Source organism: Variovorax atrisoli (assembly GCF_014195185.1).
Classification (GTDB): Bacteria; Pseudomonadota; Gammaproteobacteria; order Burkholderiales; family Burkholderiaceae_C; genus Variovorax; species Variovorax atrisoli.
Genome location: NZ_JACIBG010000005.1, coordinates 359,288 through 378,536 on the forward strand (window position 1 = coordinate 359,288; position 19,249 = coordinate 378,536).

The following is a 19,249-nucleotide window of genomic DNA, read 5'->3' on the forward strand; positions in this document are numbered from 1 at the left end:
AGAAGCCGGCGCACTGCAGCCAGCCTTTTCCTCTAGTACCACCTCTTGGGCAGCACGCTTTAGTTCATCTCGACTCTTTGTGTCCGTGAAAGCTTTCAACTTCTTCCTAGTCCCGAGTTCCAGATACGGTCAATTAGTAATGACCTCCCTCCACATGATCCGGGTAGGCGTCGTCGAAGACGGCACCGCCACGTCATAGACCTTCGTCTTCCCATCCGACGTGCGCACCAGAATCTTTATCGCTCCATTCGGCAGTCCTTCAGGCTGCACTCGGCTCGCCAGCACATTGCCGATGTAGCGACTGCTCAGATTTGGGATGGACCCACCATTGGCATAGTTCAGGAAATAGAGGTTTGAGCTCCCGCCTGGCGAGCATGGGTCGCTCGAGGGGATGTTGGTGGTGAAAGCAAGAACACCCTGGAACAGAACGGGGCTGGTGTAGGCCCGCTCGCCAACCGGTTTCGTCGCGAAATCCAGCACCCAGCCCTTCTTGGCCGTGAGATCCAGCGGGTTGCTGGTTACATTGATGTTCGTGCCCGACATCGTGGCCGTTTGTTGCACGAGTTGCGTGCGCAGCGATGTGATGGTGGGGTTCGAGGATTGATCGTCCAGCAAGCCGTAGAACGATTGCGCCTGTGATGCATTGGCGTTGGCACCGGTGGTGCCGGGAATATCTGAGGTGCCAAGGTATTGGCCTGTGCCGACAAAGACCATGCGCTTGTTCTTCACCACACCCAGCTCAGGCGTACCCGTGACCGGTTGAGGATTGCCGCTGCTGTCGACCAACGTGGCCAGCCGCTTCACATTCCAATTGGCAGTCGATGCGTCCGACAGATCGAAGCGCCACACATTGCCGAGCAGGTCGCCGCCGTACACGTAGTCTGCGGTGTCGTCCACGCCGGGGTTCACGAGGAAAGCGCTGATCTTTGCCAGCCCGCTCGGAGCAGAACTCGTGCCGACACCCGTGCTCAAGTCCTTGATCAGGCTGCCTGTGGCGGTATCGAGCACGAAGAGATGGCCCGCGCCGTCGCCACCGGTATCGGAACCGTTGTTGTAGCCCGAGGTGACCAGCGTCACCCAGCCGGCCGCCTTGGTCTTCACATTGAGCGGCGACCCATAGGTGTAGCCAATGTTCTTTGCGACAGCGGCCGCGGTGCTGGCATTCGGAAATTCCCACATTACCTTGCTCGCCACGGTGGCATCGGAGGTTGCAGAGGGATCGGTCACGTTCAGGGCGTAATAGCCTCGGCCTCCCTTGGCCAAACCTCCCGTCAGAACCGTGGCCCAGTTGGCTGCAGGCGGTTTCGGCTGGTTGGCCACTGTATTGCTGAGGTCCACATCGGTTGCGATAGGCGTGCCGTCAACGTAGAACCGATGTTGGAACAGAGACTGCTGCGTCAGACCCACCAAGGCGCTGGTCGATGTGTTGGTGGCGGAAAGATTGGTGTCGAAGAGGCGGCCGGGCACATAAGCCCACAGTTCGTTGCCCGTACTGGCGTCGAAGGCGTGAAGCATGCCGTCATTGGCGCCTTGATACACAATCCTTGCCCGATTGGCAGCGGCCCCTCCTTTGAATGCGGCGTATCCCGAGTCGGTGTAGCTGGAACGCGGCGCCGGTACATAGATCGGCTCGGCATTCACGATGTCGCCCAGCACATGTGTGCGTGTCCGATAAGGCTGCGCGCTGTTGCTGCCATTCCCTTCACCCGTACGGTCGCCACGCAGATACGCGATCACGGCCGTACTGTCGCTCGGGCCGGGAGGGCTGCTCGGCGAATTCAGCCGGGACAGTTGGGTCGTCGAAAGGCCGGTCTTCGTAAAAGGCACGCCGCTACTGCCATTGAAACTAGCGATGTAGCGTGAGCTGGTTGCTTGTTTGTCCAGCAACGCCTGGGCCGACCACAGTGGCGTGTCCTGCAGCAGGCCGGTAGTCAGATCAATCGAGAAGGCCTGGAGATCTCCATACCAGGAGCCTGAGTTGAAGCTGGACGCGAAGGCCGTGTTGTCACCCGATTTGACGTTCGGATTGCTGACAGCTACCGAAGCCGCCGCACCTGTGCGATTGACAATATCGTTGAGGATGGATGCGAGCGCGGTTTGCAGCTTGGCCGGGTCCTTGGTGTTGAAATACTGACCGTGACCATTGAGTGCCGCATGCCAGAGGTCGTCAATTGCAGTCGCGCTGTCCGCTTGCGGCGTCGGCCAGGTCGCTGAGCCAGTCGGGACGCTGGACATGGTGCCGGAAGCACCTAGGCCGATGGTATAGGTCACCATGTGCTGCCAGTTGGCAGGGTCCAACTTGTTTGGTGCAACTTGCTTCGAAGAAGAGCCTGTGAGGTCGGTGATCCAGTAATACATCGCCACGTCGGCGAGACTGTTCGAAGCGCTGTTCCCATCGTAGAACGGAGCGGGGAATTTCTGCCCCGCGACGAGTGGTACCCCGGCAATGGGATCGTTGATCGGCGCTTTGGTATCCGGATCCTGATAAACGTTGTCGGGCAAAGTCGGGATGGTTGTGTCTCGATTGCCCACCGATGCACTCGCGCTTCCGTTCCAGTAACCGTCCGTTGAGAGAATTGTGTAGTTGGGCGTGCAAGACAGCGGTACCGTGGTGGTTCGCGCCGTCGTACTTGCGCCCGGCATCGTGCCCGTCTTGAAGTATTGGCCCGCTCGATCGAGTGCTGGAATCAACGGCGTCCCTCCGCTTGGGCTGATTGAATAGACCTTTGAATACCAAGTCTGCTTTTGTGCGCTATCAAAATCCGCGAGGGGAACGAAGTTTGCAGCCTTTGTGTTGTTGTTGGAATTGTTGTCGTTGATGGTCGAGAAGCCAACGCGAGACTTGGAGTCGAGCACAGAAAACGCGAGACCCAGTGAAGTCTTCGCAGTCTGGATGCGGGTGCGATAGTACGTAAACCAATTGGCGAAGTTCTGTATTTCCTGTGCGTAGGTGCACGTGGTGCCGGTGCCGCAATCCGTCCGTGTTGCAGCTTTGGCGTAAGTGGGCGTGGTGCTCAATATTTCCACGCGCGCGTAGTTACTGTCCGAGTTTTGACCGGAGGTTCCGTCTTCTGTCCCGGAACCTTTCCACACATAGTAGAAGGCATATAGGGCATATGCCGTGGAGTTTGTCTTGCTCGAAGACGCTGCGCATGACGTGCCAAGAGCGAAAGAGCTTGGGTCATAGCGCGGCAGCGAAGGGGGCGTTGAGGTGGCGTAGCACACCCGAGTCAGGTCGACGGTGTCTGTATCTCCCGCCGCTGTCGGGTAGGGGTCGATCCGTGCGTTATTTGTAGGGCTGGCGCCCATTGACGACGTGTAGTTGGTCGTTGTCGCTCCGCTGTCGTATTGAACGCCCGGCAAATAGGTGATTGCCGGGTTGTAGTACAGCTGATTGAAGGTAGGAGAATAGTAGGCGCGGGTGTTCTTCCTGCCGTTCGTGTATTCCGCCGTCGCATCGGTCCCGGTGATGGAGCCCCAGACCATACTGCCGGAATTGTCCAGGGTGTACAGCACATTGGGCTTCACACCGCTCTGCACGACCAGCGGCACATCTGTCAGGTCGGTGGCCGCAAACGCTGCGAAGGGTTGCGCAACCAAGGACACCACCATCGTTGCGATGATGCCGCGCGTCGTATTTTTGAACTGTGGATACATGCTGAATGCTCGCTGTGGATTCGGCCGAAATCAGCCGAAGGGCAATTCGATGGTTGTCTGGACAATGCTGACGGTGGAGCGCGGCCCGAGGACACGAACGGTCACCCGGTAATGGATCGTGGGTCGTGTCGGCGGTGGAGGTGTCAGGCTGCCGAAGACGTTGGTGGTCTGCGCATGGCTGTTGTTGTCGCTGCCCGCCGCATCTCCCCCCGCGGAGAATGGCTGGCCTGCCACGCATTTGCTGGTGAGCAGCGTCAACGGGTCGGTAGTCGAGGGCGCGACGGTGCACAGCCTGTCGATCACGTACTGCACTCGATAGAGAGACTCGTCCGTACAGTCGATCGTGGCGCTGCCACCTGCGGTGTCGTAGCAGGGGACGCTGGCCCAGTTGTTGATCGTGCTGGGAATGCCGGCGGTGTCCACCGGCTGCATGAGGCGGAAGTATGTGTTGGCGACGTCCACATCGTTCTTGGCAAGCGTGGGCAACGCATTGAAGGCACGCTCGGCACCGGTGTCGGCAGCGGCCGTCGCGGCCTCCTTGAAGGCCACGTTCCCGGAAATCACGCCGGCGGTATCGGTCGATCGCAGCAGCGCGACGGCCGCCAGTGAAAGAACTAGCACCGCGATCAGCGCGATGAAGACAACAATGCCGTCTTGCCGCCGGGAACGACGGCGGGGCCACGCGGGGAGAGGGCATTCCCCTGTTGCACGGATGAGGGGTAAGAGAGTCATGACAGATTGGCCCAAAGAACGTTGCGGAGAGGTACCACGGTCTCGAAGGAGCGGTAGCGGTAGCAGCGCCAATCCGGGTCATTGCTCAGATCGATGGCCGGGCCGCCCGGCCAGCTCGCGGGTGCTGTCGTCGTGATCGCGCAGGCAGTGGCGCCGTCAGGCAGCCTTTCTTTCAATGGACTGCGAACGACCACCGCGATGCGCACTGCCTTGATGCGCTTCAGATCCGCCACGGAGGGGGTGGCCCATGCACCCGTTGCACTGACCCAGTTGTTGACGACCTGGCTTCCCGCGTCGCTGATGCCGTAGCGAGCCTTGAAGCTGACGACGTTGTTGGCGACCTGGATCTGGGAGGTCGAGCTGAAATAGTCTTGCGACATCAGCGAGCCGCCAGCGACATAGTAGGTGCGCTGCGTAAGAGCGCCAAGATCGAAAATGCGCGGATTGGTGCTGTAGCTGACAGGCCACCCTTGAGCGGTCATGTAGCTCGCCGGTGGGTTGTAGACGGGTTGCGTCGACGAGCCAGTTCCGGGGTCGTGCGAAAGAATGACCGTGCCAGGACTCGCCGGATTGGGCGCAGTGCCTGTGATGCGCGTCAGCGCGCAGTTGCCTACGTCGTCGGTCAGGGAGACAAAGCCCCCCGTGGATGACAAGGCGACGCTGGTGGTCGGCTGGAGATTGGATGCTGGGGTGCCTGTGGGATTGGCCGTGACATTCTGCAAAAGCGCGTTGCGTACATTTGCTCGCACCGAGGAGCCCCAAAGCACGGTGATGCTGTCGGAGGCACCGGCGGCGGTCCCGCCGTCGATGATTCGCACCGGAGTGCTCGGAAAGTTCGGCACGGGGCCATTGATCGTGCCGTCGCTGAAATAGGTGAAGTATCTGCTGCAGGGCATGAGGTCTGCGGTCGGTATGCCCCAGCCCGCTGCGCGGACGTCTCGCTCCATGGTCGAGAGGCTGAAAATGCCGTTCTGTTGGGTGTCTGCGCCGGAAGTGGTCGTGCGCTTGACACCCTCATAGGTGGATATCACCTGGTAGATGATGATCGTGACGACGAGGCCGACTGCCATGCCGACGAGAATCTCAACGAGGCCGAATCCCCGTTGTCGATGAATTTGCTCGAGTGCCGGCATGGATCAGCCTTGAATCTGCGTTTTCAGAGCGAAGTTGTGCGGGGCCGTGTCCTGAGGGCCCTTCCAGCACACCGTCACAGTGACCACGTTGTTAGGTTCCACGAGGATCTGCTGCAAGTAGCTCGCGGCGCCCGGCAAGGATCCCGAGTTGGTTGCATCGGTGAGACCGTTGAGCCAACCGGTGACGACGGGATTGGCTGCGGCATTCGTGCCCGCGCTGCATGCGGCGCTGCCGGCATTCAGCGCATAGGTTGGAACGTTGAAGCGGTCGACCCACATCTGTCCAACGATCTGATGGGCGAAGAGGCTCGCCTTGGCTCGATAGTCCGCGTCGCGCACCGTCCGGATGGAAGTCGCTTGAAGACCCATGATGCCCAGGACCGCTAAGGAAAAAATGGCAACTGCTACGAGCGCCTCGATCAGCATGACGCCGCGCTCCAATCTGAATGCCGACCGAGAAGCTCGGCGAAGAAACTTTGGCTTCATGAACAACCTTGAGGATTGGTCGCCAGCGACAGCAAAGGGTCGCAGAGCCTCACATCGCCGCCAGGTGCGAGGATGATGGCCAGTCGGCGTGCCCCGCTTGCACCAGTAATGTCGATCTGACGCACGGCAGTTGTATTGCTCAGGCGTCCCATTCCCGTGAACAGGATCGCTGCGGGCATGCCGGCACCCGGCGCTGCCGCGACACTGCCGGTCGCATTGGCAACGCCGACGCGAGCGTTGGAGGAGGTGGAGTTTTCTTGGCGGGTTTGGACGACTTGATTGAAAGTGGTAGGAGCTGCGGCTGTGGAGGCCCGCACTGACCAGTCCGTACCACCGGTCAGGGCAATGCCGCTGGAGGTGTTAAGCAGTTGGAACTGAGTGTTGACATTCCTGCGGATGGCTTCGGCGCGCGCGAGCTGCAACCCGTTGATCATCGATTCCGCTGCAGTACGGATCTGTGCATTCTGGATATAGCTCGTGTAGCTTGGGTACGCGAAGGTGAGCAATAAAGCGAACAACGCGACAGCCACGATGAGTTCAACCAGCGTGAAGCCTTTCGCTCGATTGCGCATAGTTGAGCTCATTGCTTGCGCAAAACCCAGTAGGACTGGGTGCCAGTGAAGTTCCAGGCGCAGCCGGTGCAGGTCGTTCGTTGGCTGTTGGTTTGATCGATGCTGTATGCAAGGCCCTTGACCAAACTGCCCGTGTTCCCGGTGGCGGTTGCCAAATAACTTTGGCCCGAATTGGTGCAGCTCCAACTAAAGTTCTTCGGAGCGGGCGCGGCAATGCCGCAAGTGGCGCCTGTCCCATAGTTGCGGTTGTCCTGGTAGTACTGCTCCATCCGGGCGCGGAAGTCTGCCAACACTCCTGGCGCCTCCTGTGCCTGACCGCGCCTCAGATAATCCGTGTAACTTGGATAGGCAATGGAGGCAAGGATGGCCACGATCGCGATCGTGATCAGAACTTCGATCAGGGTGAAGCCAGTAGTGCCGCGCCGCGCCGTGCTCGAAAGGAATTGATCTGTCTGCAATTTCATGAAAAGACACCCTTGGTTCTGGACTGCGGGTCGATTTGTAAACAATTGGAACCAAGAATGTCTCCAAATGTGTCTTTTCGCAAAACCGCTTGTCTGCCGTCGACCGCCATTCGTCGGTGTCTGCCCGGCTCCCTGGTCGTCACAATAGGTAGATGACGCCTTGCAACGTTGCGCCGGAGATTGCTGCCACGAATGCAAAGTCCGTGGAAATCGTTCGGTCCGGGCTGCTCGCGCTGCCGTTTCTGTCCCCTCTTGTGGCCGGCCCTTCCGTCGTTGTCTGGCAATCGCTGGTGACGGCGGCGTGCGTTGCCGGCTTGCTGATCTCTGTTCGTGTTGCAGGACTTGGCACGCCCCTCCTGATGTGGTTGCTGGCCGGGGCGTTGACGGTTTCCGTCTCAGCTCTTTCGAGCGGGATGCCCTCGACGCTTGCTGCTCTTTTTGCAATTGCAGGCGTGGGCGCCATGGCCTTCGTTGGTTCCGGCGCCTTGCGGGAAGGGCTTGCAAGTACGAAGTCGCTGGCAGCCGGTGTGGTGGTCGCAGGGCTGGCCAGTTCGGTTATCGGCCTGCTCCAGTACTACGGCCACGCAGAATGGCTCGTCCCCTGGACAACGTCTCCCGCCCTGGGCCAGGCTTACGGAAATCTTCGTCAGCGCAACCAGTTCGCCACATTGATCAGCATGGCGTGGGTTGCAGTGTTATGGCTCCATGTCGTGAGTCCGACTGCGCGTGCACGGCGCAGGTTGATGGCTGTGGCATTGCTGTTGCTTGTTGCCGCCGCAGCTTCTACATCGCGCACAGGATTGCTGCAGTTGCTGGCGATCGTTGGCGTGGCGAGCTTTATCGCCAAGCGTGAGCGCCGAGGCTGGCGTGCGGAATCAAGGGGACAGGTCCAGTTGCCTTCGCCGCTGCTCCTCCTCGCCACCATCCCCCTCTACTTCGCCATCGCCTGGCTCCTCCCCCAATTGGCCGGCGGCAGCGAAGGCGCAGTCGAAAGCATGCTCCAACGCCTGCACACCGGCGCCCCCCAGGACCACAGCCGCCTGATCCTGTGGCGCAACGTGCTCACGCTGATCGCCCAGCACCCGTGGACCGGCTGGGGGTGGGGCGAACTCAGCTTCGCCCACTACAGCACCCGGTACGACGGCGCCCGCTTCGTCGAGATCCTCGACAACGCCCACAACCTTCCGCTGCACCTGGCGGTGGAACTGGGCATTCCCGCCGCCGTGCTGATCTGTGGCGGCTTTCTCTGGGTGGTGATTGCCGCGCGGCCCTGGCGCGAACGGGACCCCGCCCGCCTGATGGCCTGGGGCATGCTGGGAGCGATCGTGCTGCACAGCCTGCTCGAGTATCCGCTCTGGTATGGCCCGTTCCAGCTGGTGTTCGGCCTGTGCCTCGGCATGCTCTGGCCCGGCAAGGGGCGTTCTGCGATATCTGCGATATGGCCTGCGCTGTCGTCGCTGGCAGCGGTCGCGATGCTGGCGATCGTGGGGCTCGCGGGCTGGGACTACATCCGCGTCAGCCAGATCTATCTGCCTCCTGACGAACGGCTCCCGGCTTATAAGGAAGACACGCTCGCCAAGGTGCGTGGAACCTGGCTGTTCACGCGCCAGGCCGAGTTCGCGGAGTTGACGCTGGTCGCCGTGACACCCGCCAACGCCGCCGAAATGCACTCGCTCGCGCAGCGGGTGATCCATTTCTCGCCGGAGCCGCGCGTCATCATCAAGCTGATCGAGAGCGCCCGGCTGCTCGGGCGCGACGCTGAAGCGAGGGCGCAGGCGGAGCGTTTCAGCGAGGTCTATCCGCAGGAATTCGCCCGCTGGCTGAAAGAAGCCGATCGCGACCCGGCGCAGCTGCCGCCGCCGCAGTAGAGCAACAGAAGTGGATCGGCAGGCCGCTTGTGCGAGCTGGCCGCTGTCATCGACTGCGAGCGCCCGGCTTCGCGGTACGAGCGTGACTTTTTCTACGGCCTTCGCCCGCATGAGCCCAAGTCGTCGAACGGTCGCGCGCGGCTGACAAGCGGCATCTTTAATACTTTCAAACTCATTTAGCATCGAAAGACACATATAGACACAAGCGTTGCGAGGGAGGACTCCAACCATGCTCATGAAGCGCAAGGCGTTTCATTCCAGCGGCTTCACGCTCATCGAACTCGTCGTCGTCGTCACGATGATGGGCATCCTGCTCGCGCTGGCCGCGCCCAGCTTCGTCGCGATGCAGAGGAGCTCTGCTGCCGCGACGCTCGGCAACGAATTCGCCATGGCCATCGGCTTCGCGCGCTCCGAGGCCATCGCGACGAACAAGTGCGTCACCGTCTGCGCTCCCGCGGACATCACGGTCGCGGATCCGGTCTGTACCCAAAGAGGGCGCGAATGGAGCGGCGGCTGGATCGTCTTCTCCAATCCCAAGTGCGACAGCGTCGCGACCGATGACACTGCGCGGCTGCTGAAGTTCTACATCGGCAAGACGGGCGGCCCCACGCTGACCGCGCCCACCGGCAAGGTCGCGACACTGCGGTTCGATGCGCGAGGCCGATCGAGTCTTGCCGGACAGCAGGCGCTGGATCTCGCGCCCGCAGGCGGCTCCGCCACAAAGGTCGTGTGCCTGGACATGATGGGACGCGCCCGCGTCGGCAACGTCAGCGGCATCAGCTGCAGCGACAGCAACCAGAACTAGGCGGGGGACGGATGATGTTTCGCGCTCGTCAATCGGGTGTGGCGCTGATCGAGGCGCTGGTCGCTCTCCTGGTTTTTTCGCTCGGGCTGGTTGCCATCGCGAGCCTGCTGGCCGTCGCGCTGAAGTACCAGACCGGCAATGAGGCCCGGCTGAACGTCTCGGCCGTGATCGACGACCTGTCCGAGAGGATCCGCGTCAACGCGCCCGGAGCGAATGGATATTCGGGTGTCGTCGCAGGTGTCGGCGTGGAGGGCAAGGGCTATCTGCTGACCGACGCCTATTCGGAGCAGGTCGCCGAGGTGGCCACCGAACCAGCAAAGGATTGCGCGAGCGCTGTCTGCACACCGGCGGAGCTGGCCGTCTTCGACCTCGCCCGCTGGAAGAACATCCTGCGCGCCGCGTTGCCGGGGGGCGCCGGCTACGTCACCGGGGATGTCCGCGCCGGGTTCGACGTCAGCGTCATGTGGTTCGACAAAGGCGCTGTAGATGAGAAGGGTGACGCCCTGGAGCAGGCCGCTTGCACCAGGAAAAAGGAGGACCTGCAAACGGGCTCCGCACGTTTCTGCTGCCCCGAGGGAGCAAAGGCACCGGCTGGCGTGCGCTGCTATACCGCGAGGGTCCTTCCATGAAAAGCCGTGCTTGCAGGTCGCGCGGCCTCACGCTGGTCGAACTGCTGGTAGCCATCGTGATCGGGTTGCTGCTCGTTGCCGCAGCGGGCTACCTGTTCATCTCGACGACACGAGCCTCAAGGGCCATCGACGCCAGCGCGCAGCAGCAGGAGGCCGCGAGCGTCGTGCTGGACATCATCGGCCGCGACCTGAAGAACGCGGGCTTCTATCCCGCCAGCTTTCCCGTCTCCAGCGAATCCCCCAGGTTCCAGGGTGCCTATTCGAACATCGTCTCGGCCTCGGCCCACGCCTTCGACCAGGGCATCTTCGGATGCAGCTCGGGGCTGTTCGACGTGGAGAAGGGTACTTGCCCTGCAGTCAAGGACGGAGAGCCCGATTCGCTCGTCGTCAACTACTTCTCTGCCGACAACTTCGAGACCGAAGGCGTGGGCACGAGAAAGGACTGCCTGCGCCAGGACGTGGAGCTCGCCGAGTTCGGTGGAACGAAGTACAACGAAGCTCGCGCTGGCAGCGGTGCGAAAGGCACGGGCACCGTCGCGCTGCCGCTGTTCATCAGCAACGTCTACGGCCTCGGCGCGAGCTACACCTATCAGCAGGACGGCCGGTCCATCTCGACGCGCAGCTTCCGCTGCGCCGGCAACGGACCCAACACCAAGCCTTATCAGCCCATTGTGCCGGGCGTCACCCAGCTGAGGTTCCGCTACGGCGTCTCCGAGGCCAATACGCTCGAAGCGCCTGCGCGTTTCTTCACGGCAACGGAAGTCAACCGTCTTTCGGTCGCCACCATCAACGGGGAGAGCAAGACGGGATGGCAGCGCGTCGTCGCCGTCCAGGTGTGCGTGATGACCAGGACGCTCGACGCCTCCGTGAGGCAGACATCCGGCGGAAGCTATGTGGACTGCGACGGCACCTCCGTCTCGTTCACCGATTCGGATCGCGCCGTCTACAAGCAGCAGACCCGCATCTTCGGCGTCCGCAACAACCTCACGAGGACATTTTGAAGATCCCGCGCTACCCTGCCGCCGAACGCGGACTCGCCATGGTCGTGGTGCTGGTGTTCATCCTGATCCTGTCGGGCGCTGCCGCCTTCGCCGTGCGGCGCGTGATGTTCGGCGAGCACGTCGCGCGCAATGTGCTCGACATGGAGGTCGCCAGGCAGGCGGCAGAGGCTGCCCTGCGCGATGCGGAGCGAGACATCTCCCTTGCAGCCGACGTGGAGGGCGCAGCCTGCGCACGTGGCGACGACCGTCCTATCAAGTCGGCCTACGGCGAGCCGAACTTCGGCACCGACTGCCCGCGTGGCCAGTGCCGCTTCGGCGACCAAAGCCCCGCGGCCTATTACGCAGCCAGCAACTCCAAGTCGAAGACCAATCCAGAGCCCTGGTGGCCGGCGGCCATTGGCGGTGTCGGCTGGAAGGCGTCTCCGCCCTCGACCTGCAATTTCACCGGCGCGGTGCCGCTCGGCACCTTCACCGGCACGCCTGGAGTCACTGGCGTGTCGCGCCAGCCCGAGTACCTCATCGAGTACATGCAGCGCGGGGACGACATCTATTTCAGGAATACCGCCCGCGGCTGGGGGCTCGATCCGAACACCGAAGTCGTGCTGCAAAGCTACTTCAAGCGAAGCTGAAAAATGAAATCATCGATCCCGAAGCTGGTTGCGATGCTGGCACTGGTTGGCGCCGCCGCTTCCAATGCCCAGATCCAGGCGATTCCGCCCAATGTGAATCCGGACCCCAACCTCCCGATGGTGGTGCTGAACGTGTCCAAGGACTACAGCATGTTCAGCCGCGCCTACACCGACTACGAAGACCTGAACTTCGACGGCAGCATCGATTATTTCTTCCTGCCCCATTTCAAGTACTACGGCTACTTCGATCCCACGAAGTGCTACAGCTACAGCACGCAAAGCGGCAATTTCGTTCCGAACAAATTGGCCGACAGGGAAACGGTCAACGGAGATCCTGCGGGCTCGCAAAGGTATTACTGCGCCGGCGCATCCGCGACCACCTCCAGTCTCTGGAGCGGCAATTTCCTGAACTGGGCCACCATGTCCCGGATGGATGTGCTGCGCAAGATCCTCTACGGCGGCTTGCGTTCCACCGACGAGGCCGGCTCGCCGGGCAGACCCGGCAAGACCGTGCTCGAAATGGCATTCGTGCCTCGCAACAGCCAAGCCTATGCGAAATACTACAACGGCCGCGACTTGATCCGCCTCACGCCGTTCTCCTATGCGAGCGGACTGACCCTGTGCCGGCGTCATGAAAATCCCGGAAGCGGCGATACGCAGGAGTCGCAGGTATCCACTTTGAGGCCCGTGATTCGTGCGGCCGAAGGCAACTACATCCTCTGGAACATGACGGAAGTCCTGAGCTGCAACTGGAGCAACGAGCAACGATATGGGTGGCAGCCGTCGACCGTGCAGTTCATGACCGACAACTATGTGGGAGCTGGCGGCGCATCGGCCCACAACGGCAGCTTACCTTCAAGGGCCGACGAATACCTGGCCCGCGTCGAGGTCTGCAAGAAGGACCTCATCGGGGAAGAGCGCTGCAAGCAGTATCCGAACTCGAACCTGAAACCCATCGGCCTGCTCAATGAATTCGGCGAAAGCAGTAATTACGGCCAGAGCCCGGCCAAGGCCGAGTTCGCGATGTTTCTCGGTTCCTTCGACACCAATCTGGATGGCGGCGTGCTTCGAAAGAACATGTCGGAGATCAACGACGAGATCGATGCGCAGACCGGCGTGTTCAAGGTTTTTTCCAACGCCAACGACCGCGGCATCATCTATTCGCTGAACCGGCTGAGGCCGTTCGGGTACAACCCCTCAGAGGGAAAGTACTGGGCGGGAAACGGCCCGGACAACTGCAACTCCGTAAGCATCAAAAATGGAAAGTGCCCGTCATGGGGCAATCCGATCGGCGAAATTCTCCTGGAGGGGCTGCGTTACTACGCCCACCCCGAAACAAAGGCTCTCTACAGTGGCGGAGAGAAGGACAGTGCTCTCGGCCTGCCGTCTCCCTCCTGGATAGATCCACTCACGTCGAATCCGGTCTACGCGGCTTCCGGAAAGTCGCGCGAGTCGCTCTATGGCAAGAACATCTGCCGCCCGCTCAACATGGTCACCGTCTCCAGCGGCGTGGGAACCTTCGATGGAGACAAGATGGGTGCTTTCAACGAACGCGCTTCAGGCATCGGCGCACCGCATAGCGCCGCCTATTACACGGACCTCATCGGCAACTCCGAGCATGAAGGCATTTCGGGCACGACCCGCCTGGCGGGCTCCAACGGCACGGACGTCAACGGCATCTGCACCGGCAAGCTCATCGGCAACCTGAGCCTCGTGGCGGGCCTGTGCCCCGAGGCGCCGAACATGCGGGGCACCTATCTTGGCGCGGGCGCCGCCTACTACGCGCATGTGAACCGCATTCGCTCCAACCTGACCGTGCCCGTGGACGCCAACGCCAACGTGTTGAAGGTCCGGCAGTACGCGGTGACGATGTCGGGTGGGTCGGCGTCCATCCGCATTCCGGTTCCGGGGTCCAATCCAAGCAAATACGTCTTCATCACCCCCGCCAGCATTGATTGGAGCGGTACACCCCCTCTCCCGGGCAACATGGTGGACTTCAAGGTCCTGAGGCGCGCGGCGAACGGCGAATCGGGAACCTTTCTCGTGCTCTGGCAGCACCAGGCGCTCGGCGAAGACCAGGACCAGGACATGCTCGGCTCGATCCGATACGAGACCGATGCGAGCACCACGCCGCCCACGCTGCGCATCTTCACGCAGACCCTGGAGTCGAACACCGGGCATGCCAAGCCCTTTGCCTTCGGCTACACCGTGGTGGGCAGCGACAAGGACGGGAGCCACTTCCACAGCGGCATCAACAACTATGCCTCCGGAGAGTCGAATGTCGTCTACGCTTCCTCCAGCGAGCAGGCCGCGCCCAGGCACACGGAAGACAAGTGCTATCTGAACGACGACGGGACAACACCGCCCGACTGGCGTTACGACAAGGCCCCGCGCCTGTGCGTGAAGATCGGCGACGTATTCGTCAAGGGCGAGACCCGGCTCGACTACAAGATGATCGGCTCAGGCGACGTAGCGATCCAGGACCCCCTCTGGTACGTTGCCAAGTACGGCGGCTTCAAGGACTCCGAGAAGAATCCGACCGGATTCCCCGACGCCGTCTCCAAGTGGGACGTCAAGCGTGCCGACGGCGCCGCCTGCGGGGCTGCCGGCCAGCCCAACTGCAGCGACGGCATTCCTGACAACTACTTCCTCGCCCGGCGCCCGGACCTGCTCGAGGAATCGCTGCGGCAGGTCTTCGCGGACATCACCGGGAATTCGAACTCCGCCCCGGCCGTGTCGCGTCCCGACCTGCGCGCCGGCGACTACAAGTACGTCGCGAACTTCTCGGCCTCCGACCTGCACGGCGAGTTGCTGTCGTACCGGCTGGATTCGGCAGGCAATTTCGGCAGCACGCCCTCCGCGAGGGGGCAGGTCAACCTCACGAACGCGACGACGCGCGAGATCATCACGAACCTCGGTACCACCGGCGTGCCGTTCACCTATGCAGGCCTGAACGTCTCCGCGGGCGCTGCATACCTGGCCGGCCTCAATGCATCGACGAGCGTGCAGCAGGACATCATCGGCTACCTGCGCGGCACCCGCACCAGGGAGAAGCTGTACGGCGGCACCTTCCGCGACCGGAATTCGGATTCGATCATGGGCGGCGTGGTCAATTCCAACCCCTGGCTTCAGGACCGGCCCGCGGCCAATTTCTTCGGCTCCGTCTTCGAGGGCTACGGCACCTTCAAGACCGCACAGAAGTCGCGCGCCAAGCTGGTCTGGGTGGGCGCCGCGGACGGCATGCTCCACGCCTTCACCGCCGATACGCTGATGCCGGTGATGTCCTATGTGCCGCAGGCGCTCTCCTCGCGCCTCAAGGAGTTGCCGGACGCCACCATCACCGAGTTGCGCGCCTATGCGGACGGGTCGCCGTTCACCGCGGACGTGAAGACTTCCGCCGCGACCAGCCCATGGAAGACCTACCTCTTCTCCAGCCTCGGGCGTGGCGCGAAGGCGATCTTCGCGCTCGACGTGACGTCGCCTGGGGCGCTGACCGAGGCGAATGCCGCCAGCATCTACAAGTGGCAATTCACTGCCGCGGACGATGCCGATCTCGGCTACGTGATCTCCGACGGCGGGGTGCATCCGGCAAGCAATCAGGCCGCGCAGGTCGCCAGGATGGCCAACGGCAAGTTCGCCGTGCTCTTCGGCAACGGCGTGTCGAGCACGTCGGGCAAGACCGTGCTCTACATCCTCTTCATCGACGGGCCGAGCTCCGCCGGAAAGTGGGTCGACAACACCCACTACAAGCGCATCGAGGTCGGCACGGCGGGCGGCGGCGGACTGATGCAGCCCATCTGGCTCGATACCAACGACGACGGCATCGCCGACGCGATCTATGCGGGCGATCTCAAGGGCAACATGTGGAAGTTCGATGTCTCCGGTGCCGACGTGACGGACTGGAAGGAGGCCTACGGCAAACCGCTGTACTCGGCGCTGGACGCTTCGAGCAAGACGCTGCCGATCACGACTGCGCCGGTGCTGCGCTTTCATCCCCACGGCGGCCAGGTCGTGGTGTTCGGCACGGGGCAGTCGATCTTTTCCGGCGACTTCCCCGACACGGTACGGCAGCACCGCATCTTCGGAATCTGGGACAAGCCGGGCTATGCCGCCGCCCCCGGCGCCATTCCCTCGGGCGTCACCGATCTCCAGCAGCGCACGTGGGGCCTCGACACGGCGAAGGCCGAGGCGATCGTCCAGAGCGCCACCGATGCCATCGACTGGAGCAGCAAGAAGGGCTGGTATGTGGATATTCCAACGTCCTTGTCTTCGGGCATGGTGCTGGGCAACCCGAAGGCCGTGGGCAAGGACGTCAACATTCCCATCGTCTACAAGAAGGCAACGCAGGGCGTCGTGTGCGCCGACACCGGAGTGGGCGCGGACGTGCAGGTGAACGGTGTCGCGGGCGTCTCCATGACGCCGAATCTCTTCGGCATTGCCGGCGCTGCCGGTGCGGTGATCGGCATCGCCGGCCTCGACCAGCGCTTCGCAGTTCCCGAGGACTCTACCGCCCGCTGCACCGCGGGCCTGTCCTGCGCCCGGATCGTCGGGCCGAACTCGGACGTCACGATGAAGAGGAACACCACCCAGTCGCGCATCTTCTGGCGCGAGATCCCCGGCCTGAAGACCACCGTGGAGAAGCACCGATGAGCGCGGCGCGCAAACGTGCGGGAGGCTTCACGCTGGTCGAGGTGATGATCACGGTGGTCATCATCGCGATCCTCAGCGCCGTCGCCTACCCGAGCTACAAGGAGCAGATCGCCAAGGGCAAGCGCGCGCAGGTGAAGGCCTCGCTCTCGCAGGCCCAGCAGTGGCTGGAGCGGCACTACAGCGAGAACTACAGCTATGCGAAGACGGCGGGCGGAACAGACATCAACGCGGACGGCGGGATCTTCAAGACGCAGTTCGGAACTTCTCCCTTGCCGGGTGGAGGTGCCGCGAACTACACCATCGCGCTGACGCCCAACGCGGCGGGCACCGGCTATAGCCTGAAGGCGACCCGCACGGGTTCGATGAGCGGAGACCGTTGCGGCGACTATGTCGTCACCCACACCGGACGGAAATCGGTCGAGAACTACACGGGCTTCGATGCGGCGCTCGCGGCTGCGAGCGAATGCTGGAACTGAGCCGCGGTTCCCGGGTTCCTGAGAAGGCGGACTACCCCGCCACCCAGCTCCCCGACTTGCCCCCATGCTTCTCCAGCACATGCACGTCGGTGATCCGCATGCCGCGGTCCACCGCCTTGCACATGTCGTAGATCGTCAGCAGCGCTACCTGCACGGCGGTCAGCGCTTCCATTTCCACCCCCGTAGGCCCGACGGTCTCCACGGTCGCCGTGCAGACCACCTGGGGCGCGCTTCCTGCGTCGGCCAGCGCGAACGCCACCGCAACCCGGGTGAGAGCCAGCGGGTGGCACAGCGGAATCAGGTCGCTGGTCTTCTTGGCCGCCTGGATGCCCGCGATGCGCGCAATGCCCAGCACGTCGCCCTTCTTCGCGGTGCCGGACTCGATCAGCGCGAGCGTCGCCGCCTGCATCTCGATGCGGCCGGTGGCGACGGCCACGCGGTGGGTGGTGGGCTTGGCGGCCACGTCGACCATGTGGGCCTGGCCCTGGGCGTCAAAATGGGTGAGGGTGCTCATGGGTGAACGATCGGGTTGGACGTGCATCATACGAGCCCGAGCCATTGACGAGGAACGCCGCGCTTGACTCCCCAACGCCACTCCCGGAACCAGCGGACGCCCGCCCTGCGGTCGTTGTGCGCTAGTGTTTTGATAGCTTCCCAGGTGCTGCTGCCGGTGCCCGCGCTGGCGCAGATCCAGCAGGTGCTGCCCGGCATGGGCGACGGCGGCGAGATGACCGCCAGCGCCGAGCGCCACCTGGGCGACCAGATCGCCCGCGAGCTGTACCGCGACACCGACTACATCGACGACCCGGTGATCGCCGCCTACGTGCAGGACATCTGGCAGCGCCTGCTGGCCGCCGCCCGCGCGCGCGGTGAGCTCACGCCCGAGCTCGACGAGCGCTTCGCGTGGACGATCCTGCTGGGCCGCGACCGAAACATCAACGCCTTCGCGCTGCCGGGCGGCTATCTCGGGCTCAACCTCGGGCTGGTGGCCGTGGTCGGCAGCCGCGACGAGCTGGCCACGGTGCTCGGGCACGAGCTCTCGCACGTCACGCAGCGCCACATCTCGCGGATCATGACCCGGCAGGGCCGGCAGATGCCGCTGATGATCGCCGGCCTGATTCTCGGGATGATCGCGGCCGGCAAGAGCCGCAATGCCGACGCCGGCCAGGCCATGATCATGGGCAGCCAGGCGATGTTCGCGCAGAACCAGCTCAACTTCTCGCGCGACATGGAACGCGAGGCCGACCGCATCGGCTTCGGCGTGATGACGCAGGCCGGCTTCGCGCCGCAGGGCGCGGCGACGATGTTCGAGAAGCTGCAGTACGCCTCGCGCCTCAACGACAACGGCTCCTACCCCTACCTGCGCAGCCACCCGCTGACCACGGAGCGCATCTCCGACATGCAGGGCCGCTTCCAGTTCAACATGGACACGGTGCCGCCGCAGCCGCTGGCCATGGACCACGCGATGATCGCCGCACGTGCCCGCGTGCTGACGCGCCCGGGCGTCGACGTGCTGCGGCTGTGGATCGACTCTGCCTCCAGCGGCGAATTCGCCAAGAGCTCACCGGCCCAGCAGGCCGGCACGCTGTACGCGGCGGCGCTGTCGGCGAAGGAAATCCGCGACTACAAGGCCGCGCGCGCACTGGCCGAGCGCCTGACCACCCGCGTGGCCGACGACCCTGCAGCGGCCAGGCAGGCGCGCTGGCTCAGCGCCGAGATCGAGCTTGCCGCTGGCGCGGCGCCCAAGGCTGCAGCCCTGCTCGATGCGAAGTCGAAGGATCGGCCCGAGATGCTGCTCGCCGCCGAGGCCGCCGCCGCCATGCGCCAGCCGGCACCGATGATCCAGGTGCTGCGCGACTGGGTCGCCACCAATCCGCGCGACGCGACCGCATGGCGCACGCTCAGCAGCCTCTATGGCGCGCAGAACGACACGCTGCGTGCGGTGCGTGCCGACGCGGAGGCGAACGTGGCGATCCTCGACTACCCGGCGGCGCGCGACCGCTTCAAGGCGGCGCAGGAGATTATCCGCCAGTCGAAGGTGGTCGACCACTACGAGGCGTCGATCATCGACACCCGCGCCCGCGCGGTCGATGTGCTGGTGAAGGAGCAGGCGGCGGAGCCGCCGCTCAAGTAGCAGCAGCCGGCGG

15 protein-coding genes are annotated in these 19,249 nt (G+C 63.1%); 8 read left to right on the forward strand and 7 right to left on the reverse strand.

Annotated elements, in window-relative coordinates; translation table 11 throughout:
• Window positions 1-129: 129 nt before the first annotated feature.
• Genes FHY06_RS19510 through FHY06_RS19535 form a run of 6 tightly spaced genes read right to left on the reverse strand, consistent with a single transcriptional unit; the run spans window position 130 to window position 7,044 of the window.
• Complete coding sequence (locus FHY06_RS19510; RefSeq protein ID WP_184606084.1) at window positions 130-3,657, reverse strand: pilus assembly protein; 3,528 nt, start codon at window positions 3,655-3,657, stop codon at window positions 130-132.
• Window positions 3,658-3,687: 30 nt separating this feature from the next.
• Window positions 3,688-4,389 (reverse strand): pilus assembly PilX family protein, encoded by a 702-nt coding sequence (locus tag FHY06_RS19515; protein WP_184606085.1) that lies wholly within the window; start codon window positions 4,387-4,389, stop codon window positions 3,688-3,690.
• Window positions 4,386-5,522 (reverse strand): PilW family protein, encoded by a 1,137-nt coding sequence (locus tag FHY06_RS19520; RefSeq protein ID WP_184606189.1) that lies wholly within the window; start codon window positions 5,520-5,522, stop codon window positions 4,386-4,388. The genes FHY06_RS19515 and FHY06_RS19520 overlap by 4 nt, the downstream gene beginning before the upstream one ends.
• 3 nt (window positions 5,523-5,525) lie before the next feature.
• Window positions 5,526-5,948, reverse strand: coding sequence for a type IV pilus modification PilV family protein (locus FHY06_RS19525; RefSeq protein ID WP_184606086.1), 423 nt, complete (start codon window positions 5,946-5,948; stop codon window positions 5,526-5,528).
• A 56-nt stretch (window positions 5,949-6,004) separates the two neighbouring features.
• Complete coding sequence (locus tag FHY06_RS19530) at window positions 6,005-6,580, reverse strand: GspH/FimT family pseudopilin (RefSeq protein WP_184606087.1); 576 nt, start codon at window positions 6,578-6,580, stop codon at window positions 6,005-6,007.
• An 8-nt stretch (window positions 6,581-6,588) separates the two neighbouring features.
• A complete protein-coding gene (locus FHY06_RS19535) occupies window positions 6,589-7,044 on the reverse strand; it encodes a type IV pilin protein (protein WP_184606088.1) in 456 nt (151 codons plus the stop codon).
• 152 nt (window positions 7,045-7,196) lie between these two features.
• On the opposite strand from FHY06_RS19535, the gene FHY06_RS19540 reads away from it, so the two are divergent.
• The 7 genes from FHY06_RS19540 to FHY06_RS19570 all read left to right on the forward strand — a co-directional run bounded on the left by FHY06_RS19540 (window position 7,197) and on the right by FHY06_RS19570 (window position 17,102).
• Window positions 7,197-8,912 (forward strand): PglL family O-oligosaccharyltransferase, encoded by a 1,716-nt coding sequence (locus FHY06_RS19540; RefSeq protein ID WP_184606089.1) that lies wholly within the window; start codon window positions 7,197-7,199, stop codon window positions 8,910-8,912.
• A 229-nt stretch (window positions 8,913-9,141) separates the two neighbouring features.
• Window positions 9,142-9,717, forward strand: a complete 576-nt coding sequence (locus FHY06_RS19545; RefSeq protein WP_184606090.1) for a GspH/FimT family pseudopilin — start codon at window positions 9,142-9,144, stop codon at window positions 9,715-9,717.
• A gap of 11 nt (window positions 9,718-9,728) precedes the next feature.
• Entirely contained in the window at window positions 9,729-10,346 is a 618-nt protein-coding gene (gene pilV / locus FHY06_RS19550) for a type IV pilus modification protein PilV (RefSeq protein ID WP_020723019.1), read from the forward strand.
• Window positions 10,343-11,347: a PilW family protein gene (locus tag FHY06_RS19555; protein ID WP_019653837.1), complete on the forward strand. Its 1,005-nt coding sequence runs from the start codon at window positions 10,343-10,345 to the stop codon at window positions 11,345-11,347. The genes pilV and FHY06_RS19555 overlap by 4 nt, the downstream gene beginning before the upstream one ends.
• On the forward strand, window positions 11,344-11,976 hold the full coding sequence (locus FHY06_RS19560; RefSeq protein WP_184606091.1) for a pilus assembly PilX family protein: 633 nt from the start codon (window positions 11,344-11,346) through the stop codon (window positions 11,974-11,976). Before FHY06_RS19555 ends, FHY06_RS19560 begins: the two co-directional genes overlap by 4 nt.
• A 3-nt stretch (window positions 11,977-11,979) precedes the next feature.
• Window positions 11,980-16,626 carry a pilus assembly protein gene (locus FHY06_RS19565; protein WP_221404311.1) on the forward strand — a complete coding sequence of 1,549 codons (4,647 nt, stop codon included), beginning with the start codon at window positions 11,980-11,982 and terminating at the stop codon, window positions 16,624-16,626.
• Window positions 16,623-17,102 (forward strand): type IV pilin protein, encoded by a 480-nt coding sequence (locus tag FHY06_RS19570; protein ID WP_184606093.1) that lies wholly within the window; start codon window positions 16,623-16,625, stop codon window positions 17,100-17,102. The genes FHY06_RS19565 and FHY06_RS19570 overlap by 4 nt, the downstream gene beginning before the upstream one ends.
• 31 nt (window positions 17,103-17,133) lie before the next feature.
• On the opposite strand, the gene moaC is transcribed toward FHY06_RS19570, so the two are convergent.
• Window positions 17,134-17,616: a cyclic pyranopterin monophosphate synthase MoaC gene (moaC, locus tag FHY06_RS19575; protein ID WP_184606094.1), complete on the reverse strand. Its 483-nt coding sequence runs from the start codon at window positions 17,614-17,616 to the stop codon at window positions 17,134-17,136.
• A gap of 63 nt (window positions 17,617-17,679) precedes the next feature.
• On the opposite strand from moaC, the gene FHY06_RS19580 reads away from it, so the two are divergent.
• The gene (locus FHY06_RS19580) at window positions 17,680-19,236 is read left to right on the forward strand and encodes a M48 family metalloprotease (protein WP_184606095.1); all 1,557 of its coding nucleotides are present in this window, start codon (window positions 17,680-17,682) and stop codon (window positions 19,234-19,236) included.
• Window positions 19,237-19,249 lie beyond the last annotated feature (13 nt).